Origin of the sequence: Pseudomonas sp. B392_1p (assembly GCF_052245235.1) — a bacterium.
In the GTDB taxonomy this organism is placed as follows: Bacteria; Pseudomonadota; Gammaproteobacteria; order Pseudomonadales; family Pseudomonadaceae; genus Serpens; species Serpens gallinarum.
This window is the reverse complement of record NZ_JBQPXM010000004.1, coordinates 177,306-203,383: the sequence shown is the minus strand read 5'-3', so window position 1 is coordinate 203,383 and position 26,078 is coordinate 177,306. Positions and strand designations below refer to the sequence as shown.

At 61.7% G+C, this 26,078-nt stretch carries 23 protein-coding genes and 2 pseudogenes; 13 read left to right on the top strand and 12 right to left on the bottom strand.

Features of this window, described 5'->3' with window-relative positions; translation table 11 throughout:
* Positions 1-156 precede the first annotated feature (156 nt).
* Positions 157-1,305: a PilT/PilU family type 4a pilus ATPase gene (locus ACTV8E_RS07585; RefSeq protein ID WP_443199087.1), complete on the bottom strand. Its 1,149-nt coding sequence runs from the start codon at positions 1,303-1,305 to the stop codon at positions 157-159.
* A gap of 26 nt (positions 1,306-1,331) precedes the next feature.
* Positions 1,332-2,366 carry a type IV pilus twitching motility protein PilT gene (locus ACTV8E_RS07580; protein ID WP_273536141.1) on the bottom strand — a complete coding sequence of 345 codons (1,035 nt, stop codon included), beginning with the start codon at positions 2,364-2,366 and terminating at the stop codon, positions 1,332-1,334.
* Positions 2,367-2,436: 70 nt separating this feature from the next.
* On the opposite strand from ACTV8E_RS07580, the gene ACTV8E_RS07575 reads away from it, so the two are divergent.
* The 6 genes from ACTV8E_RS07575 to ACTV8E_RS07550 all read left to right on the top strand — a co-directional run bounded on the left by ACTV8E_RS07575 (position 2,437) and on the right by ACTV8E_RS07550 (position 8,964).
* The gene (locus ACTV8E_RS07575) at positions 2,437-3,126 is read left to right on the top strand and encodes a YggS family pyridoxal phosphate-dependent enzyme (protein WP_443199086.1); all 690 of its coding nucleotides are present in this window, start codon (positions 2,437-2,439) and stop codon (positions 3,124-3,126) included.
* A 16-nt stretch (positions 3,127-3,142) separates the two neighbouring features.
* On the top strand, positions 3,143-3,976 hold the full coding sequence (proC, locus tag ACTV8E_RS07570) for a pyrroline-5-carboxylate reductase (RefSeq protein WP_443199085.1): 834 nt from the start codon (positions 3,143-3,145) through the stop codon (positions 3,974-3,976).
* A gap of 10 nt (positions 3,977-3,986) precedes the next feature.
* A complete protein-coding gene (locus ACTV8E_RS07565; protein ID WP_443199084.1) occupies positions 3,987-4,580 on the top strand; it encodes a YggT family protein in 594 nt (197 codons plus the stop codon).
* Positions 4,580-4,873: a DUF167 domain-containing protein gene (locus ACTV8E_RS07560; protein ID WP_443199083.1), complete on the top strand. Its 294-nt coding sequence runs from the start codon at positions 4,580-4,582 to the stop codon at positions 4,871-4,873. The genes ACTV8E_RS07565 and ACTV8E_RS07560 overlap by 1 nt, the downstream gene beginning before the upstream one ends.
* Positions 4,874-5,315: 442 nt before the next feature.
* The gene (locus tag ACTV8E_RS07555) at positions 5,316-6,683 is read left to right on the top strand and encodes an NAD(P)-binding domain-containing protein (RefSeq protein WP_443199082.1); all 1,368 of its coding nucleotides are present in this window, start codon (positions 5,316-5,318) and stop codon (positions 6,681-6,683) included.
* A gap of 313 nt (positions 6,684-6,996) precedes the next feature.
* Positions 6,997-8,964 (top strand): dynamin family protein, encoded by a 1,968-nt coding sequence (locus tag ACTV8E_RS07550; protein WP_443199081.1) that lies wholly within the window; start codon positions 6,997-6,999, stop codon positions 8,962-8,964.
* Positions 8,965-9,008: 44 nt separating this feature from the next.
* On the opposite strand, the gene cysQ is transcribed toward ACTV8E_RS07550, so the two are convergent.
* The gene (gene cysQ / locus ACTV8E_RS07545) at positions 9,009-9,833 is read right to left on the bottom strand and encodes a 3'(2'),5'-bisphosphate nucleotidase CysQ (RefSeq protein WP_443199080.1); all 825 of its coding nucleotides are present in this window, start codon (positions 9,831-9,833) and stop codon (positions 9,009-9,011) included.
* Positions 9,830-10,396 (bottom strand): ADP compounds hydrolase NudE, encoded by a 567-nt coding sequence (gene nudE / locus ACTV8E_RS07540; RefSeq protein ID WP_443199079.1) that lies wholly within the window; start codon positions 10,394-10,396, stop codon positions 9,830-9,832. The genes cysQ and nudE overlap by 4 nt, the downstream gene beginning before the upstream one ends.
* Positions 10,397-10,501: 105 nt before the next feature.
* Here nudE and yrfG point away from each other — a divergent pair, with 105 nt between their 5' ends.
* On the top strand, positions 10,502-11,164 hold the full coding sequence (gene yrfG / locus ACTV8E_RS07535) for a GMP/IMP nucleotidase (protein WP_273536149.1): 663 nt from the start codon (positions 10,502-10,504) through the stop codon (positions 11,162-11,164).
* 89 nt (positions 11,165-11,253) lie between these two features.
* On the opposite strand, the gene ACTV8E_RS07530 is transcribed toward yrfG, so the two are convergent.
* Positions 11,254-11,553, bottom strand: a complete 300-nt coding sequence (locus ACTV8E_RS07530; RefSeq protein ID WP_273536150.1) for a hypothetical protein — start codon at positions 11,551-11,553, stop codon at positions 11,254-11,256.
* A gap of 295 nt (positions 11,554-11,848) precedes the next feature.
* Here ACTV8E_RS07530 and mdtD point away from each other — a divergent pair, with 295 nt between their 5' ends.
* Positions 11,849-13,258 (top strand): multidrug transporter subunit MdtD, encoded by a 1,410-nt coding sequence (gene mdtD, locus ACTV8E_RS07525; protein WP_443199078.1) that lies wholly within the window; start codon positions 11,849-11,851, stop codon positions 13,256-13,258.
* A gap of 124 nt (positions 13,259-13,382) precedes the next feature.
* Positions 13,383-14,018 carry a LysE family translocator gene (locus ACTV8E_RS07520; protein ID WP_443199077.1) on the top strand — a complete coding sequence of 212 codons (636 nt, stop codon included), beginning with the start codon at positions 13,383-13,385 and terminating at the stop codon, positions 14,016-14,018.
* A gap of 28 nt (positions 14,019-14,046) precedes the next feature.
* On the opposite strand, the gene ACTV8E_RS07515 is transcribed toward ACTV8E_RS07520, so the two are convergent.
* The 3 genes from ACTV8E_RS07515 to ACTV8E_RS07505 all read right to left on the bottom strand — a co-directional run bounded on the left by ACTV8E_RS07515 (position 14,047) and on the right by ACTV8E_RS07505 (position 16,712).
* Positions 14,047-14,562, bottom strand: a complete 516-nt coding sequence (locus ACTV8E_RS07515; RefSeq protein ID WP_251834547.1) for a hypothetical protein — start codon at positions 14,560-14,562, stop codon at positions 14,047-14,049.
* Between the two features lie 91 nt (positions 14,563-14,653).
* Entirely contained in the window at positions 14,654-16,450 is a 1,797-nt protein-coding gene (locus ACTV8E_RS07510) for a sodium:solute symporter family protein (protein WP_251834548.1), read from the bottom strand.
* A gap of 4 nt (positions 16,451-16,454) precedes the next feature.
* Positions 16,455-16,712: a DUF4212 domain-containing protein gene (locus ACTV8E_RS07505; RefSeq protein ID WP_251834549.1), complete on the bottom strand. Its 258-nt coding sequence runs from the start codon at positions 16,710-16,712 to the stop codon at positions 16,455-16,457.
* A gap of 254 nt (positions 16,713-16,966) precedes the next feature.
* On the opposite strand from ACTV8E_RS07505, the gene dbpA reads away from it, so the two are divergent.
* The 4 genes and pseudogenes from dbpA to ACTV8E_RS07485 form a co-directional block, all read left to right on the top strand.
* The gene (gene dbpA, locus ACTV8E_RS07500) at positions 16,967-18,346 is read left to right on the top strand and encodes an ATP-dependent RNA helicase DbpA (protein ID WP_251834550.1); all 1,380 of its coding nucleotides are present in this window, start codon (positions 16,967-16,969) and stop codon (positions 18,344-18,346) included.
* On the top strand, positions 18,343-19,533 hold the full coding sequence (locus ACTV8E_RS07495; RefSeq protein ID WP_443199076.1) for an NAD(P)/FAD-dependent oxidoreductase: 1,191 nt from the start codon (positions 18,343-18,345) through the stop codon (positions 19,531-19,533). The genes dbpA and ACTV8E_RS07495 overlap by 4 nt, the downstream gene beginning before the upstream one ends.
* 221 nt (positions 19,534-19,754) lie before the next feature.
* Positions 19,755-19,871 (top strand): annotated as a pseudogene (locus tag ACTV8E_RS07490) (NAD(P)/FAD-dependent oxidoreductase); the annotation flags it as partial.
* Between the two features lie 203 nt (positions 19,872-20,074).
* A pseudogene (locus ACTV8E_RS07485) lies at positions 20,075-20,230 on the top strand (NAD(P)/FAD-dependent oxidoreductase); the annotation flags it as partial.
* A 196-nt stretch (positions 20,231-20,426) separates the two neighbouring features.
* Here the strand turns inward: ACTV8E_RS07485 and ACTV8E_RS07480 are convergent.
* From ACTV8E_RS07480 to ACTV8E_RS07465, 4 genes are all read right to left on the bottom strand, one after another.
* On the bottom strand, positions 20,427-22,334 hold the full coding sequence (locus tag ACTV8E_RS07480) for a beta-ketoacyl synthase (RefSeq protein WP_443199075.1): 1,908 nt from the start codon (positions 22,332-22,334) through the stop codon (positions 20,427-20,429).
* Positions 22,335-22,594: 260 nt separating this feature from the next.
* On the bottom strand, positions 22,595-23,944 hold the full coding sequence (gene nhaA, locus ACTV8E_RS07475) for a Na+/H+ antiporter NhaA (RefSeq protein WP_443199074.1): 1,350 nt from the start codon (positions 23,942-23,944) through the stop codon (positions 22,595-22,597).
* Between the two features lie 197 nt (positions 23,945-24,141).
* On the bottom strand, positions 24,142-25,425 hold the full coding sequence (dctM, locus tag ACTV8E_RS07470) for a C4-dicarboxylate TRAP transporter large permease protein DctM (RefSeq protein WP_443199073.1): 1,284 nt from the start codon (positions 25,423-25,425) through the stop codon (positions 24,142-24,144).
* Positions 25,426-26,061, bottom strand: a complete 636-nt coding sequence (locus tag ACTV8E_RS07465) for a TRAP transporter small permease (protein ID WP_443199072.1) — start codon at positions 26,059-26,061, stop codon at positions 25,426-25,428.
* Between the last annotated feature and the right edge of the window lie 17 nt (positions 26,062-26,078).

The following is a 26,078-nucleotide window of genomic DNA, read 5'->3' as shown; positions in this document are numbered from 1 at the left end:
ATACGGGCGTCAGATATGGAAAAGAAGGTGAAGCCAGACTGTGCCTGCTAGGCCACGCTGGTGACCCGCCACGTAAAAATGGCGTACCCATCTGGCCTCACCGTGCAACGGGCGAGGCCGACCTGGGAATGGCGTGGTTCGGCCTCCAGGGAGGCTTCAGCGCAAGAGCCGGCCGGGCGTGTCGTCGTCGCTGGGCGCCAGGGCCAGTTTTTGCGCGGTCTGAGCCAGGTATTCGCTGTCGGTTTCCGAGCCCAGCTTGATCATCAGCCGCAGGTCGTTGGCCGAATCGGCGTGGGCCAGGGCATCCTCGTAGGTGATCTCGCCCTGGGTGTACAGCTCAAAAAGCGCCTGATCGAAGGTTTGCATGCCCAGTTCAGTGGAGCGTTTCATCAGCGCCTTGAGTTCGTGCACTTCGCCCTTGCGGATCAGGTCGGCGGCCAGCGGCGTGTTGATCAGCACTTCGATCACCGCGCGGCGGCCTTTACCGTCCGGGGTGGGCACCAGTTGCTGGGCGACAATGGCGCGCAGGTTCAGCGACAGGTCCATCCATACCTGCTGCTGACGGTCGGCGGGGAAGAAGTTGATGATGCGGTCCAGCGCCTGGTTGGCGTTGTTGGCGTGCAGAGTGGCCAGACACAGGTGGCCGGTTTCGGCGAAGGCCACGGCGTAGTCCATGGTCTCGCGGGTCCGCACCTCACCGATCAAGATCACATCGGGGGCCTGGCGCAGGGTGTTTTTCAGCGCCACCTCGAAGGAGTCGGTGTCGATGCCAACTTCGCGCTGGGTGACGATGCAATTCTGGTGCTGGTGGATGTACTCGATCGGGTCTTCGATGGAAATGATGTGCCCGCTGGAGTTCTTGTTGCGATAGCCGATCATCGCCGCCAGCGAGGTGGATTTACCGGTGCCGGTGGCGCCGACGAACAACACCAGGCCGCGCTTGGACAAGGACAGCTTCTTGAGAATTTCCGGCAGCTTCAGTTCATCGAGGGTCGGAATGGTGGTCTCGATGCGCCGCAGCACCATGCCGGCCAAGTTGCGCTGATAGAAGGCGCTGACCCGGAAACGCCCGATGCCGCGGGCGCTGATGGCGAAGTTGCATTCGTGGTTTTCGGCAAAATCCCGGCGCTGCTGCTCGTTCATCACCGAGTGCACGGTTTCGCGGGTCATCTCGGGTGAAAGTGCCGTCTTGGTCACTGGCAGGATGCGTCCATTGACCTTAATCGATGGCGGCACACCGGCAGTAATGAACAGGTCGGAAGCGCCTTTTTCGACCATCAGGCGCAGCAGGCTTTCGAATTCCATGATCAGTGACTCCCTGTGCGCAGCGGTTAGAAGTTTTCCGGCGTCTTGGCTTTTTCGCGGGCGCTGTCGCGGCTGATCAGCCCCTTGGCCACCAGGTTTTTCAGGCAGGCATCCAGCGTCTGCATGCCCAGCGAGCCGCCGGTCTGGATCGCCGAGTACATCTGCGCCACCTTGTCTTCGCGGATCAGGTTACGGATGGCGGGGGTGCCGATCATGATTTCGTGGGCCGCCACGCGGCCGCCGCCGATCTTCTTCAGCAGGCTCTGCGAGATCACCGCCTGCAGCGACTCGGAAAGCATCGAGCGCACCATGGATTTCTCCTCGGCGGGGAATACGTCGACGATACGGTCGATGGTCTTGGCCGCCGAGGTGGTGTGCAGGGTGCCGAACACCAGGTGGCCGGTTTCCGCCGCGGTCAGGGCCAGGCGGATGGTTTCCAGGTCGCGCATTTCACCGACCAGAATGATGTCCGGGTCTTCGCGCAATGCCGAGCGCAGCGCTTCGGTGAAGCCCAGGGTATCGCGGTGCACTTCGCGCTGGTTGACCAGGCACTTTTTCGATTCGTGGACGAATTCGATGGGGTCTTCGACGGTGAGGATGTGCTGGTACTTGTGGTTGTTGATGTAATCGAGCATCGCCGCCAGGGTGGTGGACTTACCCGAGCCGGTGGGGCCGGTGACCAGCACCAGACCGCGCGGCACATCGGAAATGGTCTTGAAGATCTCGCCCATGCCGAGGTCTTCCATGGTCAACACTTTTGACGGAATGGTCCGGAACACCGCGCCGGGTCCGCGGTTCTGGTTGAAAGCGTTGACCCGGAAACGCGCCACGCCCGGTACTTCGAAGGAGAAGTCGGTCTCCAGGAATTCCTCATAGTCCTTGCGCTGCTTGTCGTTCATGATGTCGTAGATCAGAGCATGCACCTGCTTGTGATCCATAGCCGGCAGGTTGATGCGCCGCACGTCGCCATCCACACGGATCATTGGCGGCAAACCGGACGACAGATGCAGGTCCGACGCGCCTTGTTTGGCACTGAAGGCGAGCAGCTCGGTAATATCCATGGGACTCCCCAATCACAAGCAAGCAGGTAGAATGCCTGGCCTAGACGGGCCGGCTTTTAGAGCGCAAGTAATGTCGACGATAGAACAGATGATTGCAAAGGTTCGTGCGCGGATCCGTGAGGCGGCGCAAGCCGCGCATCGAGATCCAGCCGCCGTTGGCCTGTTGGCGGTGAGCAAGACCCAGCCAGCGGCGGCCATTCGTCAAGCGCATGCCAGCGGAATGACGGATTTCGGCGAGAACTATCTGCAGGAAGCATTGGCCAAACAGGCCGAACTAGGCGACCTGGCGCTGACCTGGCATTTCATCGGGCCGATACAGTCGAACAAGACCCGCGCCATCGCTGAGCATTTCTCCTGGGTGCACTCCGTCGACCGGTTGAAGATTGCCCAGCGCTTGGCCGAGCAGCGCCCGGCCCACCTGCCCCCCTTGAATATCTGCCTGCAAGTGAATGTCAGCGGCGAGGTGAGCAAATCCGGTTGTGCGCCAGAGGAGCTGCCGGCACTGGCCAGCGCTGTGGCCCAGTTCCCACACCTCAGGCTGCGCGGGCTGATGGCAATTCCCGAACCCAGCGACGATCCCCGCGAACAACACGCGGCGTTTGCCCGCCTGCGCCAACTGCAGAGCGCGCTACCCTTCGATCTCGACACACTTTCCATGGGCATGAGCCACGACCTCGAAGCCGCCATTGCTGAAGGCGCCACCTGGGTACGCGTCGGCACTGCGCTGTTTGGCGCACGCGACTACGGCACGCGCCCTTAATTAAGGACTTCTCTCCATGAACGAACCCCGAATTGCCTTTATCGGTGCCGGCAACATGGCCGCCAGCCTGATCGGTGGCCTGCTCGCCCAAGGCGTGCCGGTCGAACGCATCCGTGCCAGTGACCCAGGCGCCGAGCAGCGCGCCAAAATCAGCGCTGAACACGGCATCTTCATCTGCGCCGACAATGCCGAGGCTGTGGCTGGCGCCGATGTCATCGTCCTGGCGGTCAAGCCGCAGGTGATGAAGCGTGTGTGCCAGGCATTGGCGCCGCACCTGAGCGACAGCCAACTGATCGTGTCCATTGCCGCCGGTATTCCCTGCGCCAGTCTTGAGCGGTGGCTGAGTGCCCGGCCGGAGGCCACCCCGGCCATCGTGCGCTGCATGCCCAACACGCCGGCGCTGCTGCGCCAGGGCGTCAGCGGCCTGTACGCCACGGCGCGGGTCAGCGCCGAACAGCGTCAGCAGGCCGAACAACTGCTGTCCGCCGTGGGCGTGGCGTTGTGGCTGGATACTGAGCAACAGATCGACGCGGTCACTGCGGTGTCCGGCAGCGGGCCGGCGTATTTCTTCCTGCTTATCGAGGCGATGACTGCTGCGGGGGAACAGCTCGGGCTGCCCCGCGAAACCGCCGCCCAGCTGACGATGCAGACCGCTTTGGGGGCGGCGCGCATGGCGCTGGAAAGTGATGTCGACGCTGCTGAGTTGCGCCGCCGGGTCACGTCGCCGAACGGTACGACCGAGGCGGCGATAACGAGTTTCCAGGCCGGTGGATTCGAGGCCTTGGTACACCAGGCCCTCACCGCGGCCGCGACACGCTCGGCCGAGCTGGCCGAACAATTGGGTCAATAAGGAGTTTTTGATGAATGGTCTGACAACCGCCGCCGTCTACGTCATCCAGACGCTGGGCAGCCTGTACCTGCTGATCGTCTTGCTGCGTTTTATTCTGCAACTGGTGCGTGCCGATTTCTACAACCCGCTCAGCCAGTTCATCGTGCGCGCCACCTCGCCGCTGCTCATGCCGCTGCGCCGCATCATTCCCGGCTTCGGTGGCGTGGACCTGGCCTCGCTGGTATTGGCCATCCTCGTCCAGTTGGCACTGATGGTGGTCACCCTGCTCCTGATGGGTTACGGCGTGGGCGGCTTTTTGCTGCAGCTGCTGATCTGGTCGGTCATCGGTGTCACGGCGCTGTTTTTGAAGATTTTTTTCTTCGCCCTGATCATTAGCGTGATCCTGTCTTGGGTGGCCCCGGGCAGCCACAACCCGGCCGCGCAACTGGTCAACCAGCTCTGCGAGCCACTGCTGATGCCGATCCGGCGGTTTCTGCCGAGCCTCGGTGGCCTGGATATTTCGCCGATCTTTGCCTTTATCGCGCTAAATCTGATCGACATGCTGGTAATCCGCAACCTGGCGGCCATGACCAACATGCCGACCATTCTCAGCCCCTTCATGTAATGGAATGGTACCGCTGGGACGGCGAGGATCTGATCCTCGCCTGTCACCTGCAGCCCAAGGCCAGCAAGGACGAATTCGCCGGCCTGCACGGTGATCGTTTGAAAATCCGCCTTACCGCCCCGCCTGTGGAAGGCAAGGCCAACGCCCATCTCATGGCCTTCCTGGCCAAGGCCTTTGGCGTGGCGAAAAGCCAGGTCAGCCTGGAAAGCGGCGAGTTGAACCGCCAGAAGCGCGTGCGGATCGCCAAGCCGCAGCGGCTGCCGGAAGGGCTCGGGTTGCAGCCTCGTCGCTAAACAGTACAGCTAAGGCGGCGGCTGCGCTCCACTCATGGGCACCCGCAATAAGGGCGCGCGGGCTGACGCGCGTACCATTCCCGCGCGGGACGTACAAGCCCGAGCCGGCTGTCGTGCTGTGTTAGATTAGCCCCGCTCATCGACCCAGGTACGCGTCACCAGCCTGGGCGTGACGCATCGAGTCGTCGGTATGCTCCGCCAGATTTCCGGTGAGCAACCCAAGCTAATACTCGGCTATTGGTCTTGAAGCGAGTCCGCAGCCGCGGGCACCTCTCAGCCAATCAACACCGCTACTGCAGGCAGACGCCTGCAGACATCCTCGCCCCGACTGCGCAACGCATGGGGCGCTCATAGGGCGTGCCATTGATGCGCAGCCCTTTCTTCCGCCGCGTCAGCGGATCGCGGTCGCTGTATGCGCGGCGGGACAAACTAAGGAGAAAGCATGAGCTTTAAAGTAGCCATCCTTGGCGCCGGTCCCAGTGGTCTTGCCCAGCTGCGCGCCTTCGAGTCCGCGCGCCGTGCGGGCGCCGACATTCCCGAAATCGTTTGCTACGAGAAGCAGGGTGACTGGGGCGGCATGTGGAACTACACCTGGCGCACCGGGCTGGACCAATACGGTGAGCCGGTTCACGGCAGCATGTATCGCTACCTCTGGTGCAACGGCCCCAAAGAGGGCCTCGAGTTTGCCGATTACACCTTCGATGATCACTTCGGCCGGCCGATCGCCTCCTACACACCGCGCGCCGTGCTGCGTGACTACATCATGGGCCGGGTCGAAAAAAGCGACGTGCGCAAGTACATCCAGCTCAACACGTCGGTGCAGTGGGTCTCCTACTGCGAAGCAACGAGCAAGTTCACCGTTACCGTGCGCGACCTGCAGCGCAACGAGCTAAGCAGCGATAAGTTCGACCATGTGGTGGTCGCTACCGGGCATTTCTCAACGCCCTACGTACCTTCCTTCGAAGGCGTCGAGAAATTCCCGGGCCGCGTGCTGCACGCGCACGATTTCCGTGATGCTCGCGAGTTTTCCGGCAAGAATCTGCTGCTGGTCGGCAGCAGTTACTCAGCTGAAGACATCGGTACCCAGTGTTACAAGTACGGAGCCAAGTCGATCACGTTCAGCTATCGCAGCCGGCCGATGGGCTTCGAGTGGCCGAAGGGCTTCGAGGAAAAGCCGCTGCTGATGCGCGTCGAAGGCAACGTCGCTCACTTCAAGGATGGCAGCACGCGGCAGGTGGACGCGATCATCCTGTGCACCGGTTATCAGCATCACTTCCCGTTCCTGCCCGATGAGCTGACGCTGCGCACCCACAACCGGCTGTATCCGAACGGGCTGTACAAGGGCGTGTTCTGGCACGAGAACCCCAAGCTGATCTACCTGGGCATGCAGGATCAGTACTACACCTTCAACATGTTCGACGCCCAGGCCTGGTACGCGCGTGACGTCATGCTCGGTCGCATCCCACTGCCGGACGCCGAGGCGCGCGCCACCGACATAGCCAAGTGGTTCAGTCGCGAAGAAGCACTGCAGGATGCTTCCCAGGATATCGACTTCCAGGGCGCCTACATCCGCGACCTGATCGGGCAGACCGACTATCCGGAGTTTGATATCGAAGGTATGGGAGATCTTTTCAAGCAGTGGCTAAGTGATAAGCAGAAGGACATCCTTGGCTTTCGCAACAAGAGCTACCGCTCGACGCTGACCGGCACGATGGCGCCGCCTCACCACACGCCGTGGATGGAGGCTCTGGACGACTCACTGGAGTCGTTCCTGAGCATTGAACCAGAGCGCAAGAAGCGCAGCGCCTAAGGGCGTGGCGGTAACGATACGGCGGGCGGCCACCCTTGGGTGGCCGCCCGTTTTTTTATCTGCCAGCCAAGGGTTGAGTAACGCCGCAGCGGCTGCCGGAGGTGCAGGTGCTGATCGAGTCAATCTCCGGCCGTTGCAACAGGGCGCTATTTGGCACCTGAACGGCTTTAGAAAAAGTCTCGCCCGCTAAACTTCGGGCAAACGGCACTGTTTTTAGCGGCTGATAAGTGCTTGATGTGCACCAGTCGCTGGACGTTCGCCGTCCCTGACCAATAATGCAGGGGATGCCTTTCGCTCCACAAGGATGTGTACCATGAGCCTGGAACGCCTCAGCCAGCAGGTCGATGACTTCGTCGCCTGGAAGCGGGTACTGATTCGTGAAATCACCCGATATCGGGGCTGGCTGGAGACCAACCGGCTCAGTTCGCCCGCGTTGCAAGCGCGTCTGGAGCGAGCATTGGCGCGCTTGCGCAGCGACCAGATTACCCTGGCCTTCGTCGGCGAGTTTTCTCGCGGCAAGACCGAGCTGATCAATGCGTTGTTTTTCTCAGACTACGGTCAGCGCATGCTGCCGTCACAGGCCGGGCGGACCACCATGTGCCCGACCGAGCTGTTTTTCGATTCCCGTGCCGAACGGGGCTATCTGCGCTTATTGCCCATCGAGACGCGGCTGGGTGAGCTCAGTGTGGCGGAGCATAAACGCAGGTCCGAGGGCTGGTTGCACCTGACTCTCGATCTGGCCAATCCGGAAAGCATGGCGCAGGCCTTTACCCAAGTCGCCAAGGTGAAAGCGTTGCCGGTGACGCAGGCCATCGAACTGGGCTTTCATCCACATCAGCTGGAGCCCGCCGAGGAAGAACGGCATGTACTGGTTCCCGCCTGGCGGCATGCGTTGGTGAACCTCGACCATCCGCTGTTGCGCAAGGGGCTACGCGTGCTGGATACGCCGGGGCTGAATGCCTTGGGGTGTGAGCCGGAACTGACCCTCTCGATGCTGCCCAACGCCGAAGCGGTTCTCTTCATGCTGGCCGCCGACAGCGGCGTGACGGCCAGCGACATGATGATCTGGCAGCAGCATATCGGGCAGCTTGATGAAGATCGGCCGCAACGCTTGTTCGCCGTGCTGAACAAGATCGACGTGCTCTGGGACGATCTGGCCGGTAACGTACGTATGGACGCTGAAGTCCAGCGCATACGCCGGCTTACCGCCGAGCAACTGGGACTCGACGAGAACAGCGTATTACCGCTGTCCGCCAAGCAGGCGCTGCTGGGCAAGGTACGCGGCGATGTCGCGCTGGTTGAACGCAGTCGGTTGGCGGACCTGGAGACCCTGCTGTGCGAGCGCATCGTCGCGCATAAGGAACAATTGCTCGAAGGGCAGGTGGTCAGCCAGATACTCGGCCTGCTTGCCAACAGCCAGCAGTTGCTCCAACAGCGCCTGGACAAGGTGCTGGAACAGCAGTTCCAGCTCAGCGAACGCAAGGGGAACAACGCGCAAATGCTGGCCGGGTTGAGCGCGCGAGCACGCGTCGAGCACGACTTGCACCACAAGCGGCTGTTGAGCCTGCGTACCAATCAGAGCCTGTTGTTGCGCCTGTCCGAACAGCTGCGCGCTGCGCTGCATGTGCATCGGCTCGAGGCCCATGTGCAGCAGGTACAGCACCATCTGAACAGCAGTTGGACGACCTTGGGCATCAACCGCGCCATTCTTGCGTTCTTCAATGTGCTGGAGGACGACCTGGACCATCTTGAACGTGAGGTGGCCATGGCTAACAAGATGGTCGCGGCCATCTACCAGCGACATAACCAGGAAGACCCGCTGCATGCGGTGGAAGCACCTAGCTTGAGACTCCAGCCGTACCGTCGCGAACTCCAGCAGCTCAAAGAGCAAGCGGACCTGTTTCGTCTGCAGATCAAGACCTTGCTCACCGAGCAGCGCAGCCTGACTCGACGCTTCCTCAATACCCTGGCGCAGGCGGTGATCGAACTGCATCAGCGCCTGCGCGAGGCTGTCGAACACTGGAACGCAGAGGCCTTGCTGCCGCTGCTGCATTATCACCGTGACCGCAAGCAACTGCTCGAGCAACATCTCCTGGAGCTGCGCACCCTGAGCCAGGACAGCCAGCAGGCCCAGGTGCGTGGCCAGATCCTGTCGCGCTACGCCGAGCAGTTGGGCAGCCAGTTGTCGCAGGCCAACGACATGCTGCGCATCCTGCGTCGTCCGGCGCCAATACTCAGCCGAGGCAAGGTGGTCAACTTGCCGTCGGCGCGTTCCGGTTGATAACCCTGAGCAAATGATCAGCTCAGCCAGCGGGAGTTGTGGATTTAATGCAGTGCGCGGGCCAGATCCAGCAAGGTTTCACGCCACGCGGCGGCGCTGGGCAGGGCCAGGAACGAGGGGTTGAGGTAACTTTCCCGGGCGTCGTAGCGCAGCGGGTGTCCCTGCAGGTCGAGCACTTCGCCGCCAGCGCCTTCCAGTACGCCTTGGGCGGCAGCGGTGTCCCACTGCGAGGTGGGCGCCAGGCGCGGATAACAATCGGCTTCGCCTTCGGCCAGCAGGCAAAATTTCAGCGAGCTGCCTACGCTGGCCAAGTGCAAATCGCCAAACGACGACTTCAATCCCGCCAGCAAGTGTTCTTGAGCAGGGCTGGAGTGGCGCCGGCTGGCCACGACGATAAAGGCTGCCTGCGGCGCCAGACGCACGCTGAGGGGTTGCGGTGAGATCTCTGGCTCCACACGCCACGCGCCCAGCCCGGCGCCGCCGTAATAGCAACGCCCACTGGCCGGCACGCCGACCACCCCAAAGACCACGCGGCCCTGTTCGATCAGCGCCACATTGACCGTGAACTCTTCACTGCCCGCGATGAATTCCTTGGTGCCATCCAAAGGATCCACCAACCACCAGCGGGTCCAGCCGGCCCGCTCGGCCAGCGACAAGTCGCAGGCTTCCTCGGAGAGCACGGGAATATCCGGTGCCAGCGCAGTCAGGCCCTTAGCAAGCAGGTGATGAGCGGCCAAGTCGGCGGCGGTCACCGGTGAAGCGTCGGCCTTTTCCTGCACCGCCACGTCGCTGCGCCAGTAGGGCAGGATGACCGTTCCGGCGCGCTGCACCAGGTCGATGACCGGCTGCATGAGATCGACCGGACTCATAGCGTCAGCTCGCCGCGTTGCACCAGCAGATCGCGCACCAGGTACAGCGCCGCCAAGGCACGCCCTTCGCTGAATTGTGGGTGTTGAATAAGTGTAAGCAGCTCGCGCAGGTTCACCTTGCTCACCGCCATGGGCTCGGGTTCATCGCCGGGCAGGCGTTCCTCGTAGAGGTCGGTGGCCAGCACTACCTGGATACGCTGGCTCATGTAACCGGGCGACAACGACAACTCGGTGAGCAGCTCCAGGCGCCGCGCGCCGAAGCCGGCTTCTTCCTTGAGTTCGCGGTCGGCGGCGACCAGTACGTCTTCGCCGGGCTCGATCAGCCCCTTGGGCAGCGACAACTGGTAATCGTCGGTGCCGGCGCAGTATTCCTCGATCAGTACGGCGTTTTCGGCATCCTGCATGGCGACGATCATCACCGCGCCGTAACCGCTGCCCCGGCTCGCCAGTCGTTCGTAGGTACGTTCCACGCCATTGCTGAAGCGCAGTTGCAATTCCTCGACGGCGAATAGCCGACTGCGCGCGACAATCTCGCGGGCCAGAACGGTAGGTTTCTCACGCATGGGACATCTCCAAGTCGGGCGTGGGGGTTATCATAACCGCCTTTTTCAGCTGCACCGCGCCACCGCCCGTGGGTTCGTGTGCCAGCGCCCATCTGGAAATCGCCCATGTCCGCTTTATCCTGGACTGCCATCGACACCGTGCTGCTGGATATGGACGGCACACTGCTCGATCTGCACTTCGACAATCATTTCTGGCTCGAACACCTGCCCCAGCGTTACGCCGAGCACCATGGCATCAGCCGTGCCCTGGCCGATCAGGCGTTGGCTCCGGCGTTCGCGCGCCATGCCGGCCAGCTGAGCTGGTATTGCCTGGACTTCTGGAGCAAGGAACTGCAACTGCCGGTGCTGGAGCTCAAGCACGAGGTGGCTCACCTGATTGCGCTTCGCCCCGACGCCGATCGATTTCTCACGGCATTGCGGCTGGCCGGCAAGCGGGTGGCCTTGGTCACCAATGCGCACCGTGATTCGCTAACGCTGAAACTGGAACGCATTGAGCTGGCGCCGTATTTCGACCGCCTGATCAGCTCCCACGACTATGGCTTCGCCAAGGAAGATCAGCAGTTCTGGCACGCGTTGCAGAACGATTTCGGCTTCGAGCCGGCCCGCACGCTGTTTATCGACGACAGCCTGCCGGTGCTACGCAGCGCGCAGCGCTATGGCATCGCCCAGCTATTGGCGGTACGCCAACCGGACAGTCGTAAAGGCGCGAAGGATACCGAGGAGTTCAGTGCGCTGGAGGACTACCAGACGTTGATTGACGGTTTGTAACGGTTCAGTGCCGCCGTTCGGGCCGTTCTGGCGGCTGCTCGGGATCCTGGGAAAGAGCCCGAGCCAGACCTGACGCGGCTATCTGCCCGTCATTCGTTCAAGTGGCTGAGACAGGCGCTTGCCGCCCGTCCGAGGCGCTCGCGGGTAGTGGCATCCAGCGCACTTTGGCCTTGCAGTTGCTTGATTTCCTCATCGCTGAATTCATCGCTTACACGGTCTGCCGCACATGAGCAGTACGCCTTGGACTTGGCCGGCGGCGTGCCCGCCGTGGCGCTGCTCTGACATTCGCTGATGAACTGGTTCTTGGCGCCAGCGGGCCATTCGCCGGCCATGAGTGGGGCGCTGAACAGTAGCGGGATGAAAAGGGCGGTCAGGGACATGGCACGCATCGCGAAACTCCTGTTGAACAAGATAAGCATCGTTCTTGTGAGGGTTTGCGCGGCGTGGAGTTCCCGCAGCGACAACGCTTTACCCACAGCCGGGGTGGATAACTCTGGGGACAAGCTGTCGGTACCTGGCGCTGTGCACAGCCTGCTCTGGATTCTTCGCGAGTGGTGTTTTTTTGAGCGAAATCAGTGCGTTATTCACCTGCTACGCGCCGCGCCGATTGCTGCGACGCCATGGGGTATGCCCGCCGCCAGCCGTGTGCTCTACACTGCCATGTCTTTTACGCCGGGAGCCCTCATGACCCCTTCCTCCCTGCTCGATGAACGCACGGCGCGGTTATTGCCGTGGCTGGTAGCCGTCGCCTTCTTCATGCAGACCCTGGATGGCACCATTCTCAACACGGCCCTGCCGGCCATGGCGATCGACCTGGCCGAAGACCCGCTACGCATGCAGGGCGTGATCATTGCCTACATGCTCACCGTGGCGCTGTTGATCCCGGCCTCGGGATGGGTTGCCGACCGTTTTGGCACGCGGCGCGTTTTTTTCAGCGCCATCCTGCTGTTTACCTTCGGCTCGCTACTCTGCGCCCTGTCCATGACGCTGACCCAACTGATCGGCGCGCGCGTACTACAAGCCGTGGGCGGCGCGCTGATGATGCCGGTCGGACGGTTGGTGGTGCTGCGCGCTTATCCACGCTCGGAGTTGGTGCGGGTAATGAGCCTGATCACTCTGCCTGGCCTGGTCGGTCCGCTGCTGGGGCCGACGCTCGGCGGCTGGCTGGTGGAATATGCCAGCTGGCACTGGATTTTCCTGATCAACCTGCCGGTCGGAGCGCTGGGGTGTTATGCCGCGTTGCGCTTCATGCCCGACCTGCGCGGGCCGGAGCGCAATCACTTTGATACACCGGGTTTCGTGCTGTTCGGCGCAGCCATGTTGATGATTACCCTAGGCCTGGGCGGCCTCGGCGAGCTGCACATGCCCCATGCGCGGGTCATGCTTCTGCTGTTTGCCGGCGCTGCCTGCCTGGCCGCTTACTGGCTCAGGGCGGGGCGCATCGCCAAGCCGTTGTTCAGCCCCAACCTGTTTCGCACGCGCAGCTTCTCCGTGGGCATTCTGGGCAACCTGTTCGGCCGCCTGGGCAGTGGGGCGCTGCCCTTCATGGTGCCGTTGTTGCTGCAAGTGGCGCTCGGCTACTCACCCGCCGAAGCCGGGATGAGCATGATTCCCCTGGCGCTGGCCGCCATGGCCATCAAGCCATTTGCCAAGTTGCTGATCGATCGCCTGGGTTATCGACGTGTTCTTACCACCAATACGCTGCTGCTCGGCCTGCTGATCGGCAGCCTGGGCTTCACCAACGCACAGATACCGCTGTTCATGCTGTTGATTCAGCTGGGGTTGATCGGGGCGATCAACTCGCTGCAGTTCACCGCAATGAACACCATCACCCTGATCGGCTTGCATGACCGAGAGGCGAGCAGCGGCAACAGCCTGCTGGCGGTGGTGGTACAGTTGGCCATGAGCCTGGGGGTGGCCACTGCCGGTGCGCTGCTGGGCGGCTTCACCCTCGACGGGGCGGCGCCGGGCAGCGAGGCGGTACTGCGCGCGTTCCAATTGACCTTCCTGTGCGTCGGCGGCATTTCGATGCTGGCCTCGACGATCTTCCTGCAATTGGGGCGGGAAGATGGCAGGGCCCCCTCGCAACCGTAGGCGTGCAGGATCGAAGTGCATCCAGCGCCGGGATCCACTGTTGGTCTGGTGCCTCTTGACCCGCATCCATCACCGGCGGAAGGTGATCTTTTTCACTGCGGGCTGAACCTGCGAGGTCGCCGCCATGCTCGATCCGACCTATTGGCTGCTGTTCTTCTCCGCCGCGCTGGCCCTCAACCTGGCGCCGGGACCTGATCTCTTGTTCGTGCTGTCGCGCAGCATTGCCCAAGGTCGGCGCTGCGGCATCGCCGCGTCCTGCGGGGTGTGCAGCGGAGCCTTGGTGCATGTCTTGGCTGCGGCGCTTGGGCTCTCGGCGATCCTGGCCACATCGGCGCTGGCCTTCGGCGTGGTGAAGTGGATCGGTGCCGCTTATCTGCTGTATATCGGCTGGCAGGCGCTGCGCTCCGCCGGGCGCAGTTTCACCGTTGTGGAGCAGGCGGCACCCAGCGGCAACGGGTGGCAGATTTATCGCCAGGGGGTGCTGGTCGACCTGCTCAATCCCAAGGCGGCGATCTTTTTCATGGCGTTCCTGCCGCAATTCGTTCGCCCTGAACTTGGCCATACCACGCTGCAATTGCTGGGGCTTGGCATGCTGGTCATCGTCGTGGCGATTCTGGTCGAGCTTGCATTGTTGCTGGCGGCCAGCCAGGCCACCGGCCTGTTGCGCCGTCGCCCAGCGATTGCCGCTTGGCTGGAGCGCGGCATGGGCAGCCTGCTGGTGGCATTGGGGCTGCGTCTGGCGCTGAGCGAAAAGGCCTGATGGCCTTCTGGCCCCTCCGGTACCTGAGTTATGCGGAGGCGGGACAGACTGCAACAAACAGCGGGCTGGTGCGCTCGATGACCTGCGGCGTTTCAGTCAGCGCCCGATTGTGTTCTGAGACCGGGATCATTTGTGCTTGCGTGCAATTCAAGACGTAGCGCCTATGAGTGACCACATCAAACGCCTTTTTCTCGAAGCGATACTGGATGAATTCAACCAGGGTCAATCCTTCGAGGTGGCGTGTTTGGGTATTCGCGCTGTCGACCACGGTAAACGCCGTGGTCATCGGAAAGAGATAGGTCCAGGGTCGCCAGAAGGCCTCGCCCTGTTCGCTGGAGACCACAACGACGCCCTCCGGCTGGCGGGAGGTTTGATGGTCGAACCAACTGTATTCAAAATAAATCTGGTAGCCCAGCATGCCGATACCGGCGAACACCGGGATCAGCCAGTTAGGCGCGTTGTTTTTAGACAGGACGCGAATCAGCAGGGCAATGCCCGCTGCGCCCAGACCCGCAAAGATAGTTGCGACTAAATGCCAAAGCATACTTTTCTCTTCTTATAAGCAAGCGGGCCTCGATTAAGAGGCCCGCCCGCGATAGGCCTGTCAGCGTTTTGCTGCAGGAGCTGTGAGTTGCTTAATGATCAAGCGCCGCACCGGCACCTTTCGGGTAACGCACGCTATCAACCAGGTCGCGGATGCGTTGCGGCGTCGTTTCAGTGACGCTGCACACGCTGTAGGCGACCGCAAAGTTGATCACAGCACCGATTGCACCAAAGGATAGGGGCGAGATACCCATGACCCAGTTGTCCGGCGTGTTCGGCAGCATGTTGGTGCCCGGGATGAAGAACCAGCCCAGGTAGGTGAAGATATACAACAGGGTGGCAGTCAGGCCTGCCAGCATGCCGGCAACCGCACCCTTATCGTTCATCTTCTTGGAAAAGATACCCATCATCAGCGCCGGGAAGATCGACGCTCCGGCAATACCGAACGCCAATGCCACCACCTGCGCGGCAAATCCCGGCGGATTGAGTCCCAGCCAGGTGGCCAAAACAATTGCGGCAGCCATCGAGATCCGTGCTGCAAGCATTTCGTTTTTCTCGGATATCTTCGGATTGATGATTTTCTTGATCAAGTCATGACTGATGGCCGACGAAATCGCCAAGAGCAGACCCGCTGCCGTCGACAGTGCCGCGGCTATCCCGCCCGCCGCGATCAAGCCGATTACCCAGCCCGGCAGATTGGCAATTTCCGGGTTGGCCAGCACCAGAATGTCGTTGTTGACCGTCAGCTCATTGCCGGCCCAGCCACGCGATTCCGCTTCTGCGGCAAAGGTGGTGTTGGTGTCGTCATAAAACTGGATACGGCCATCTTCGTTCTTGTCCACGAACTTGATCAAGCCTGTTTCTTCCCAGGTCTTCACCCACTGCGGACGCTCTTCATAGGCTAGGGGGGAACCCAGAGCCTGATCGTAGTTTTCCACTTGCCCCGCGGCTTCCGGGTAGACCGTGGTGAGCAGGTTCAGACGTGCCATGGAGGCAACGGCAGGCGCCGTCAGGTACAGGAGCGCGATAAACACCAGAGCCCAGCCGGCCGACCAACGCGCATCGGCAACCTTCGGTACGGTGAAGAAGCGAATGATCACGTGGGGCAGACCGGCAGTACCCACCATCAGCGACAGGGTGAACAGCACCATGTTCAAGTGGCTCGGCACATCCGCTGTGTAGTCGGTGAAGCCGAGTTCAACCAGAACTTCGCTGAGCTTGCCCAGCAAGGGTGCGCCCGACTCGATATGGGTACTGAACATCCCCAGGCTGGGAATGACATTGTTGGTCAATTGCAGAGAAATGAATACGGCAGGAATGGTGTAGGCAATGATCAAGACAACATATTGCGCCACCTGTGTGTAGGTGATGCCTTTCATGCCGCCGAAAACTGCGTACACGAATACCACCAGCGACGCGATCCAGATGCCTGCCTCGCTGCTCACTTCCAGGAAGCGAGAGAACGCAACACCGGCACCGGTCATTTGCCCGATCACATAAGTGACGGATGCCAGGATCAGGCACAGCACCGCAACCAATCGTGCGCTCTTGCTGTAAAAACGCTCGCCAATGAAGTCCGGTACGGTGAATTGGCCGAATTTACGCAAATACGGCGCCAGCAGCATCGCCAGAATGACATAGCCGCCGGTCCAGCCCATCAAGTAAGCAGAACTTGCATAGCCCGTGGCGGCAATGATGCCGGCCATGGAAATGAACGACGCGGCTGACATCCAGTCGGCCGCGGTTGCCATGCCGTTGGCTATGGGGTGAACGCCCCCTCCTGCAACGTAAAATTCTTTGGTGGACCCGGCGCGGGCCCACCAGGCAATTGCGATGTAAAGAGCGAATGAGCCACCGACGAACAGCATGTTGATCATGAATTGACTCATGCTGTTACTCCTCCACATCGAATTGTTTATCGATCTTGTTCATTCTCCAGGCATAGAAAAAGATCAAGGCGATAAAGGTCAGAATGGCTCCCTGTTGGGCGAACCAGAAACCAAGGTCGGCCCCACCTACATCGATGCCGGCCAACAACGGCCGTAGAAGAATGCCGAAGCCATACGAAACCAGTACCCAGATCACGAAGCAGCAGGTAATCAAGCGTAGGTTGGCAGACCAATAGGCAGCAGCTTGTGTTTTATCTTGCATAGGCTCATCTCGTGTTTTGTATTTATTGAGTTGATGTAGCGTTGCCAGACAAATTTATAGAGAAATTACGCGCAGAATAACCCCCTGTTTTAGTCTTTTTTCTTTTTTTTTGTATCTGCCCGGTTTTGAGGAAAGGCTCTGGGCAGCCCATTACGCGCCAGGTAGTGCGGGCAGCGGCGCCTGCCCGGCGGCTCTGCCTGAGCCGTGCAGCCTGATACACTGCACGCCATTTTTCGCACCCCAGGCCTGCCTCTGTGACCACCTCTGCTTTCTCCTCCCTGCCGCTGTCCGCCGCCTTGCTGTCCACTATCGAGGACCTTGGCTACAGCGCCATGACGCCGATCCAGGCGCAGAGCCTGCCGCTGATCCTCAAAGGCCAGGATCTGATCGCCCAGGCCAAGACGGGCAGTGGCAAGACCGCCGCCTTCGGCATCGGCTTGCTGCACCCGCTCAACCCGCGTTACTTCGGCTGCCAGGCGCTGGTGCTCTGTCCGACGCGCGAGCTGGCCGACCAGGTGACTAAGGAAATCCGCCGCCTGGCGCGAGCCGCTGACAACATCAAGGTGCTGACTCTGTGTGGCGGCATGCCATTCGGCCCGCAGATCGGCTCGCTGGAACACGGCGCGCATATCGTCGTCGGCACGCCGGGCCGCGTGCAGGAGCATCTTGCCAAGGGCACCCTGAAACTGGACGGCCTGAACACCCTGGTGCTCGACGAAGCCGACCGCATGCTCGACATGGGCTTTATCGATTCGATCAGTGCGATCATCGAGCAGACGCCGGCACGCCGGCAGACGCTGCTGTTTTCCGCCACCTACCCCGAAGGCATCGAGCAGCTGGCTGCACGCTTCCTGAAGAAGCCGGCGCGGGTCGAGGTGGAAAGTCAGCACGACAACGCGCAGATCGAACAGCGTTTCTACGAAATCGAACCGCAGCGCCGTATGGAAGCGGTGGCGCAAGTGCTCGACCATTACCGGCCCACCTCGACCATCACCTTCTGCCAGACCAAGATCCAGTGCGACGAACTGGTGGCCTTTCTCAAAGCCCGTGGCCTGAGCGCAGCCGCCTTGCATGGCGACCTGGAACAGCGCGATCGGGATCAGGTGCTGACGTTGTTCGCCAACCGCAGCCTCAGCGTGCTGGTGGCCACTGACGTGGCGGCGCGCGGCATCGACATTGCCGGCCTCGACCTGGTGCTGAACGCCGAGCTGAGCCGCGACCCGGAAATCCACATCCACCGCGTCGGCCGTAGCGGTCGCGCCGGTGAGAAGGGCCTGGCGGTATCGCTGGTCGCGCCGAGCGAGGCGCAGCGCGCCAGCGCCATCGAAGACCTGCAGCAACGTGCGTTGAACTGGAAAAACCTCGACAGCCTCAAGCCGAACGGCAGCGAGCTGCTGCGCCCGCCGATGATCACCCTGAACATCGGTGGCGGGCGCAAGGACAAGGTGCGCCCCGGCGACATCCTCGGCGCGCTGACCGGTGATGCCGGCCTCAAGGCCGAGCAGGTCGGCAAGATCGCCCTGTTTGATCACCAGGCGTATGTGGCGGTGGAGCGCAGCGTTGCGCATCAGGCGCTGCTGTGCCTGCAGAACGGCAAGATCAAGGGCCGCTCGTTCCGGGTGCGTAGCCTGTGAGTCATGCCACCGATGTGCTGATCATCGGCGCCGGTGCCGCCGGGCTGATGTGCGCCTTTCAGGCGGCCATGCGCGGCCGCCGCGTGCAGGTGCTCGAGCACGCCAACAAGGCCGGCAAGAAGATTCTCATGTCCGGTGGCGGGCGCTGCAATTTCACCAACCTGTATGTCGAGTCCGGCAACTTCCTATCCGCCAACCCGCACTTCTGCAAGTCGGCGCTGGCGCGCTTCACCCAGTGGGATTTTCTCGAACTGGTCGGCAAACACGGCGTGGCCTACCACGAGAAGAAGCTCGGCCAGCTGTTTTGCGACGGCAAGTCCAGCGACATCCTCGACTTGTTGCTCAACGAATGCCGCGAAGCCGATGTGCAGATTCACCTGGATACCTCGGTCGAGACCATCGCTCCGTGCGACGGCGGCGGTTATCGCCTGACCACCAGCATGGGCGAATTCGTCTGCCAATCATTGGTGATCGCCACCGGCGGCCTGTCGATTCCCACGCTGGGCGCCAGCGGCTTCGGTTATCAGATAGCGCGTCAGTTTGGCCACAGCGTGCTGCCAACCCGTGCCGGGCTGGTACCGTTCACCCTCACCGATCCGCAGCTCAAACAGCTGTGCACAGAGCTGTCCGGCACTTCGGTGGAGGATTGCCGGGTCAGCTGCAACGGGCAGAGTTTCGTGGAGAACATCCTGTTCACCCACCGTGGCCTGTCGGGACCGGCGATCCTGCAGATTTCTTCTTATTGGCAGCCGGGCGACCGCGTCGAGATCGACCTTTTGCCGCACCTGGAGCTGCCTGAATGGCTGCCCGAACAGCAGCGCGAACGGCCCAACACGGAACTCAAAACCCTGCTGGGCGAGCTGTTCACCAAGAAGATGGCCGGGCTGCTGTGCGAGCAGTGGTTCGTCTCCAAGCCGCTCAAGCAGTACACGCCAAGCGAACTGAACGCTATCGCCGAACAGCTGCAGGCCTGGCAACTGGTGCCGGCCGGCACCGAGGGTTACCGCACCGCCGAAGTCACCTTGGGCGGCCTGGATACCCGTGAAGTTTCTTCGAAGACCATGGAGTCGCTGAAGGCGCCGCGCCTGTACTTCATCGGCGAGGTGCTCGACGTCAGCGGCCACTTGGGCGGCTTCAACTTCCAGTGGGCCTGGGCCTCGGCCTACGCGGCGGCGCAATACGTCTGAACCCGTAAGAAGCATCGGCCTGGTAGGGTGGATGTCGCTTTGTACATCCACCAGTGCACCGCTCGGTGTGCAAGAAAAACGTTGTCCACCCTACGTGCTGAACCGTAAGAAGCATCGCCCCTCGTAGGGTGGATGTCGCTTTGTACATCCACCAGTACCCCGCTCTGTGGACAAGAAAAGCGTTGTCCACCCTACATACTGGATACCCGTGAAGTTTCTTCGAGACCATGGAGAAGGCGCCGGGCCTGTACTTCATCGGCGAGGTGCTCGACGTCAGCGGCCACTTGGGCGGCTTCAACTTCCAATGGGCCTGGGCCTCGGCCTACGCGGCGGCGCGTCTGAACCCCCGTAAGAAGCATCGGCCTGGTAGGGTGGATGACGCTTTTACATCCACCAGTGCCCCGCTCTGTGGACAAGAAAAGCGTTGTCCACCCTACGCGCTAAACCGTAAGAAGCACCGCCCCTCGTAGGGTGGATGACGCTTTTACATCCACCAGTGCCCCCGCTCGGTGGACAAGAAAAGCGTTGTCCACCCTACATACTGGATACCCGTGAAGTTTCTTCGAAGACCATGGAGTCGCTGAAAGCGCCGGGCTTGTACTTCATCGGCGAGGTGCTCGACGTCAGCGGCCACTTGGGCGACTTCAACTTCCAGTGGGCCTGGGCCTCGGCCTACGCGGCGGCGCAATACGTCTGAACCCGTTAAAACCTCGGCAGACGTAGGGTGGATGACGCTTTTACATCCACCAGTGCCCCCGCTCGGTGGACAAAAAAAACGTTGTCCACCCTACATGTCCAAGCCATACGCTGCACATAAAAAAACCGCGCCGTTGTAACCAACGACGCGGCAAGGGGAACCGGGTGCAGCGGCGTCGTTCAGGCGCCGCCGCGGATCAGTCGAGCATGTCGCGGTAGCGTTCGTCCTGCTGGTAGGTCACCGGCTGTGCGAAGCCCGGTACCTGGATCAGCTGATCGGTGATGAGCAGATCTTGGTCATGGATCATATCCAGGCCGAAGTTGTAGATCACGTCGAAGTCGCCCTGCAGCGCGCGCTCTTCGTAGGCCCGGGCGTTGGCGCGGGTCTGTTCGCGGCGGGCCAGGTAGTCGTTGAAGGCGGCTTCGCCGTGGCGCTTGCGCAGCATGCGTTCGGCCACATGGGGGGCCAAGACGTAGCCGGTGGCGTTGTTGCCGCCAAAGCCCTTGGAGTTGAGGAAGCACACGTCCAGCGTCTGCTGGTCGCGCGCAACGTCGGCGGTGGAGATCTGCAGGTGATCTTGGTGCACGTCGTCGGCGACCCGGTCGATGGTCTTGATGCCGGGAATCAAGCCGTACTTGAACGAGCCGAGGGCGGCGATCAACTGGTCGGCGCTGGCCGGGGCCAGGGAGTGGCCGACATAAGCCTTGACGGCTGCCACCGGCCAGCCGTCGATGCCAAACGTAGTGGCGATGCGGTTAAGCAGTTCAGATTCGGTGGTGCGGTTGGCCGGGGTGCTGGAGCCGTGGGCATGCACGAAGCTGCGCTGGCGTACGCCGTCGATGCCGACGATTTGCGCGGCGCTGGCCACGGCCTTGGCCAGGGTCAGGTAGTTGCCCGGGCCGGGAGCGGAGATCGAACGCTTGAAGCCGTCGGCATTGACGAAGACATCTGGGGTCGCGCCATGGATATCGGCGCCCAGTTGCAAGGCCAACTCGTCATCCATCAACACCACGAACTGGCAGGACTCGGCCAGGGTGAAACCGCAGTTCTCACCGAATGGGCGGCTGGCGCGGCGGAAGTCCACCTCTGGCTTGCCTTCGATGGCGCGCAGGCCATCCTCGGTGGCCAGGGCGCTCATGGCGCCGTAGCCGTCGACGCATTCGACGGTGACCGGCGCTTCGCTGTTGCCGACGATCACCACCCGCGAGCGGCCGTCGACGATGCTGTCGATGCCCTTTTGCAGGTTGTAGAGAAAGGTGGCGCAGGCGCCGGTCATTGCGCCGGTGCTGCCGACGCTGCCCAGCACATACGCGTTGATGAAGTCCGCCGGCATGGTGTTCAGGCCCAGCGGCAATTGCTTGGAGGAGACACGTCCACCTTTCAGGCGCGCTTGCATCAGGCCGCCATAACCGTTGTCGTCGAGCTGGCTCATGATGCTGCCGGCGTGCACGGCGATCTGGTCCGGCGGTACGCTGTCGGTGATGGTTTTCCAGTCGATGCCGATGGAGCGCAGTGCATCGGTCATGCCGACCACGGACATCTGCAGGCCGCGGGGGTGGAAGCGCGAGTTGTACAGCTCGCCGGGCTCGAAACCGGTGGGCAGTTGCCCGGCGGATTTCACCGGCATTTCGCGATAACTGTCGACCTTGAAGTCGCAGCTGCCGTTGAGGGTGACGCGCACCTCGTTGCCCGCCAGCGGCTCGATGCTCCAGTTGGCCGGCAGCGGCTCGGGCAGCTGCTTGCGGCTGGTGGTGAAGCTGAAGGGCGCGTCGCTGTCGCTGTTCAGGCTGATGCTCTTCTGCCAATGAGTGGCATCGACGTCGAAATACTGTTTTTCGATGCGACGGATCAGCGTGTGATCGAGAATCTGCCGGGCGTAGCGGGTTTCGATGTCAGCCAGGGTCAGTGCCTGGTCGTCGCTGTCGCGGTAGGCACCGTTTGCGTAGCGCACCAGCTTCATCATGATCGCCAGGCCGGCGAGGGTCTGTTGACGCGCCTCACTGTCCAGGGACTCGATGACCATACGCCGGAAACCGTGGTGGAACGAGCTGCGCCCGGCGGAGTTGTAACCACCGAAACCAACGATGACAGGTAAGCGAGACATAACCCGGAAAACTCCTTACGCAAAGGGCCTGGCGCCCGAAGGTGGGGGTGACAGGCCTGAGGCCGTCGATCATGCCGACTGCGTTCAGCCAGCGACGGACAATTCTTGTGGATGCCTATGCTGACGCGGCACTCGACCATCAAGTCACGGCTGTAACCCAATGGTCGTAGATTTCAGGGTGGCCGTGGCAGGCCGTTCGTCTGTTGCCGCGGCTTGGCTGCAAAGGTTTGGCGAACAGGTGGCGCCTTACCAGCGAAGCATTAAGCACGGCTGCGCGCCCGTTTGAACAGCAGCACGCCCCACAGGAAACCCACACAGGCCGCAGTGGCGGAGCCCAGCAGGATGCCCAGCTTGGCAGCGCTCAGCAGGTTCTCGCTGGTAAAGGCCAGGTTGGCGACGAAGATCGACATGGTAAAGCCGATGCCGCCCAGCAGCCCGATGAGCAGCACGCCGTTCCAATTCATGTCCGGTGCCAGCCGGCATAGGCCGAGGCGCACGGTGATCCAGGTCGCCAGGAAGATGCCCAGGGGCTTGCCCAGCACGAGCGCACAGAACACGCCGAACATGACCTTCTGCGAGTCGGCGAGGCCCAGGTCGACCGTGCCCAGCGCCACGCCGGCATTAGCCAGGGCGAACAGCGGCATGATGCCGAAGGCCACCCAGGGGTGCAGGGCTTTTTGCACGCGAATCACCGGGGGCAGCAACTCGCGCTGGGTCTTGCGCAGCTCGCTGAGTGGCTGGGCCAATTCATCCGCCTGGCCCTGCCCGGCCAATCTGCGGACCTCATCGAGACTGCTGGCCAGCGCCTCCAGCGGATGGGCATGGCGATACAAGCGTACTACGGGGGTCATCAGGCCCAGCACCACGCCGGCCAGGCTGGGATGCGCGCCCGTTTTCAGCAAGCCGAACCAGATGACGGCGCCGGGAATGACGTAGGCATAGGCCGTGCCGATGCCGATCCATTGCAAGGCCAGCACCATCAGCATGCCGAGGCCGGCCACCAGCAGACCGCTGTAATCCAACCCGCCGGAATACACCACGGCAATGATCAGCACAGCGATCACGTCATCGATGATCGCCAGGGTCAGCAGAAAGATGCGAAGGCTGCTGGGAATGCCACGGCCCAGCAGGGCGAGCACACCGATAGCGAAGGCAATGTCGGTGGCGGTCGGAATCGCCCAGCCATGGCTGAGCGGTGCCTGTCGGTTGAAAGCCAGGTAAAGCAGCGCGGGTACCAGTACGCCACCGAAGGCCGCGATCACCGGCAGGGCAGCCTGGCGCAGGTTGGCCAGGGCACCGTCGTGGATCTCGCGGCGGATTTCCATGCCGACCACCAGGAAGAACACCGTCATCAGCGCATCGTTGACATAGAAATGCAGTGAGCGGGTGAACTGCCAGTCGCCCAGCCCCAGGGTGATGGGCAAGTGCCAGAGTGCCTCGTAGCTCTGCGCCTGTGCGGAGTTGGCCCAGATAAGGGCGATCAGGGTGGCGACCAGCAATGCCGCGCCGCTGACGGCTTCGATGTGGATAAAGCGTTCGAGGGCGGAGAAAGCCTGCTGGGTATAGCGCTGAGCCCTGGAGGCAGGGCGATAGGACAAGGGTTGTGGCATACGGAACTCCCTGCGTGGCGGCCCGACCTCGCATGAGTTTTTTAACCTGCTTCACCGAGCAGCCGGTGAATGCACCCGTGCCGAATTATAGGGACCGGCATCAGGCAAAGGGCAGGCATACGGCTATAGGATGAGGGTAGGCCAGAAAGCACAAAGCCCGGCACTAGGCCGGGCTCCGTGTTTACGCAAGGGTCGAGTTACGGCATGCCTAGCCAGTTTGGCAGGGCCAGCGAGATCGAGGGCACGTAGGTGACCAGCACCAGGAAGCCGAGCAGCAGGCACAGCCACGGCATGGCTGCGCGGATTACCTGCGGCACTGTCATGCCGGTCACCGCTGAGGTGACGAACAGGTTCAGGCCCACTGGTGGAGTGATCAAGCCGATCTCCATGTTCACCACCATAATGATGCCCAGGTGGATCGGATCGATACCCAGCTGCATGGCAATCGGGAACAGGATCGGCGCCAGAATCAGGATCACCGCAGACGGCTCCATGAACGCACCGGCGATCAACAGAACTATGTTCACCACCAGCAGGAACTGCCAGGGTTGCAGGCCCATGTCCATTACCATGCCGGTGATCTGCTGTGGGATCTGCTCAGTGGTCAGCACGTGAGCGAACAGCATGGCGTTGGCGATGATGAACATCAGCATGATGCCCAGCTTGCCAGAGTCCAGGATCACATGAGGGACCTGCTTGAAGGTCAGGTCCTTGTACACGAAGATCGCGATGAACGCCGAGTACACGGCGGCCACGGCCGCGGCTTCGGTCGGGGTGAACATGCCGGAGTAGATACCGCCGAGGATGATCACCATCAGCAGCAGACCCCACATGGCCTCGCGGCCAGAGCGCAGCCATTGGCGCAGGGATGCGCGTGGCATGGCCGGCAGGTTTTTCTTCACGGCAACGATGTAGATCGCCACCATCAGCACTAGGCCGAGCAGGAAGCCAGGAATGACACCGGCCATGAACAGCTTGCCAACCGATTGTTCGGTGGCGGCGGCGTATACCACCATTACCACCGACGGCGGAATCAAAATACCCAGGGTACCGGCGTTGGTTACGATACCGGCGCCAAAGGCCTGCGGATAACCGGAGCGCACCATGCCGGCGATGGCAATGGAGCCGACCGCGGCCACGGTGGCCGGCGAGGAACCGGACAGGGCCGCGAACAGCATGCACGCCATGACTGCACCGATGGCTAGACCGCCACGGATATGGCCGACGCAGGCGTTGGCGAAGTCGATCAGGCGGCGGGCCACGCCACCGGTGGTCATGAACGCACCGGCCAGCAGGAAGAACGGAATGGCCAGCAGGGTGTAGTGCTCGGAGGTTTCGAACAGCTTGATCGCCAGCGAACGCACGGAGTCGTTGCTGAAGAACATGATGGTCATCGAGCCGGCCAGGCCAAGGGAAATGGCGATCGGCACGCCGATGAACATCAGCGCGAAGAGCAGGGCAAACAGGAACAGAATGGACATTTACTTGCGCTCCTCGGTGTCGACCTGATTCAACTTTGTAGCGTCGGCGGCTTCGTCAGCCAGGCCCAGGCCCAGTTGTTGGCCACGCAGGATGCGCACAAGAATTTCAGCGAAACGAATGAAACACATGAAAAAGCCGAAGGGCACGATGGCCGCGATGTGCCATTGCATGATGCCGTAGTGGCCGAGATCTTCTGCGCCGATGCCGGCTTTGGCCAGGGTGTAGACCCACTCCACGCTGGATTCGCCCAGCAGGCCGGCGTAGCCCAGGCAGACCAGGCAGGCAATGATACCGACGATACGCTGATTACGGGTATTGAGCAGTTTGACCAAAGCGTCGACGCCGATGTGGCCGGCAGTGCGTACGCCATAGGCGATGCCAAAGAAGATCAACCAGGCGAACAGGGCCTTGGTCAGCGCGTTGCCCCAGGTCATCGCCTGGGCCAGGCTGAGAATGGGATCGCCTATGGCGTACCAGAAATTTTCCATGCTGGGGAAGGTATCCCCGAAGTAATAAAACATGGAGTAGAGGTTGTTGAGCATGACGTAGACGAAAGTCACCAGCGTCATGGCTGCAAGCAGGAAGACGATAAAGCCTTCCTCGAAGTGATCCCAGAGGCGCCGCAGGGCGTTCATGGATGACATCTCCTGAT

Bases quoted from the DNA above. Each gene is read 5' to 3' on its own strand.
- ACTV8E_RS07585 (WP_443199087.1), bottom strand. From the start codon at position 1,305: ATGGAATTCGAAAGCCTGCTGCGCCTGATGGTCGAAAAAGGCGCTTCC.
- ACTV8E_RS07580 (WP_273536141.1), bottom strand. From the start codon at position 2,366: ATGGATATTACCGAGCTGCTCGCCTTCAGTGCCAAACAAGGCGCGTCG.
- ACTV8E_RS07575 (WP_443199086.1), top strand. From the start codon at position 2,437: ATGTCGACGATAGAACAGATGATTGCAAAGGTTCGTGCGCGGATCCGT.
- proC (WP_443199085.1), top strand. From the start codon at position 3,143: ATGAACGAACCCCGAATTGCCTTTATCGGTGCCGGCAACATGGCCGCC.
- ACTV8E_RS07565 (WP_443199084.1), top strand. From the start codon at position 3,987: ATGAATGGTCTGACAACCGCCGCCGTCTACGTCATCCAGACGCTGGGC.
- ACTV8E_RS07560 (WP_443199083.1), top strand. From the start codon at position 4,580: ATGGAATGGTACCGCTGGGACGGCGAGGATCTGATCCTCGCCTGTCAC.
- ACTV8E_RS07555 (WP_443199082.1), top strand. From the start codon at position 5,316: ATGAGCTTTAAAGTAGCCATCCTTGGCGCCGGTCCCAGTGGTCTTGCC.
- ACTV8E_RS07550 (WP_443199081.1), top strand. From the start codon at position 6,997: ATGAGCCTGGAACGCCTCAGCCAGCAGGTCGATGACTTCGTCGCCTGG.
- cysQ (WP_443199080.1), bottom strand. From the start codon at position 9,833: ATGAGTCCGGTCGATCTCATGCAGCCGGTCATCGACCTGGTGCAGCGC.
- nudE (WP_443199079.1), bottom strand. From the start codon at position 10,396: ATGCGTGAGAAACCTACCGTTCTGGCCCGCGAGATTGTCGCGCGCAGT.
- yrfG (WP_273536149.1), top strand. From the start codon at position 10,502: ATGTCCGCTTTATCCTGGACTGCCATCGACACCGTGCTGCTGGATATG.
- ACTV8E_RS07530 (WP_273536150.1), bottom strand. From the start codon at position 11,553: ATGCGTGCCATGTCCCTGACCGCCCTTTTCATCCCGCTACTGTTCAGC.
- mdtD (WP_443199078.1), top strand. From the start codon at position 11,849: ATGACCCCTTCCTCCCTGCTCGATGAACGCACGGCGCGGTTATTGCCG.
- ACTV8E_RS07520 (WP_443199077.1), top strand. From the start codon at position 13,383: ATGCTCGATCCGACCTATTGGCTGCTGTTCTTCTCCGCCGCGCTGGCC.
- ACTV8E_RS07515 (WP_251834547.1), bottom strand. From the start codon at position 14,562: ATGCTTTGGCATTTAGTCGCAACTATCTTTGCGGGTCTGGGCGCAGCG.
- ACTV8E_RS07510 (WP_251834548.1), bottom strand. From the start codon at position 16,450: ATGAGTCAATTCATGATCAACATGCTGTTCGTCGGTGGCTCATTCGCT.
- ACTV8E_RS07505 (WP_251834549.1), bottom strand. From the start codon at position 16,712: ATGCAAGATAAAACACAAGCTGCTGCCTATTGGTCTGCCAACCTACGC.
- ACTV8E_RS07480 (WP_443199075.1), bottom strand. From the start codon at position 22,334: ATGTCTCGCTTACCTGTCATCGTTGGTTTCGGTGGTTACAACTCCGCC.
- nhaA (WP_443199074.1), bottom strand. From the start codon at position 23,944: ATGCCACAACCCTTGTCCTATCGCCCTGCCTCCAGGGCTCAGCGCTAT.
- dctM (WP_443199073.1), bottom strand. From the start codon at position 25,425: ATGTCCATTCTGTTCCTGTTTGCCCTGCTCTTCGCGCTGATGTTCATC.
- ACTV8E_RS07465 (WP_443199072.1), bottom strand. From the start codon at position 26,061: ATGAACGCCCTGCGGCGCCTCTGGGATCACTTCGAGGAAGGCTTTATC.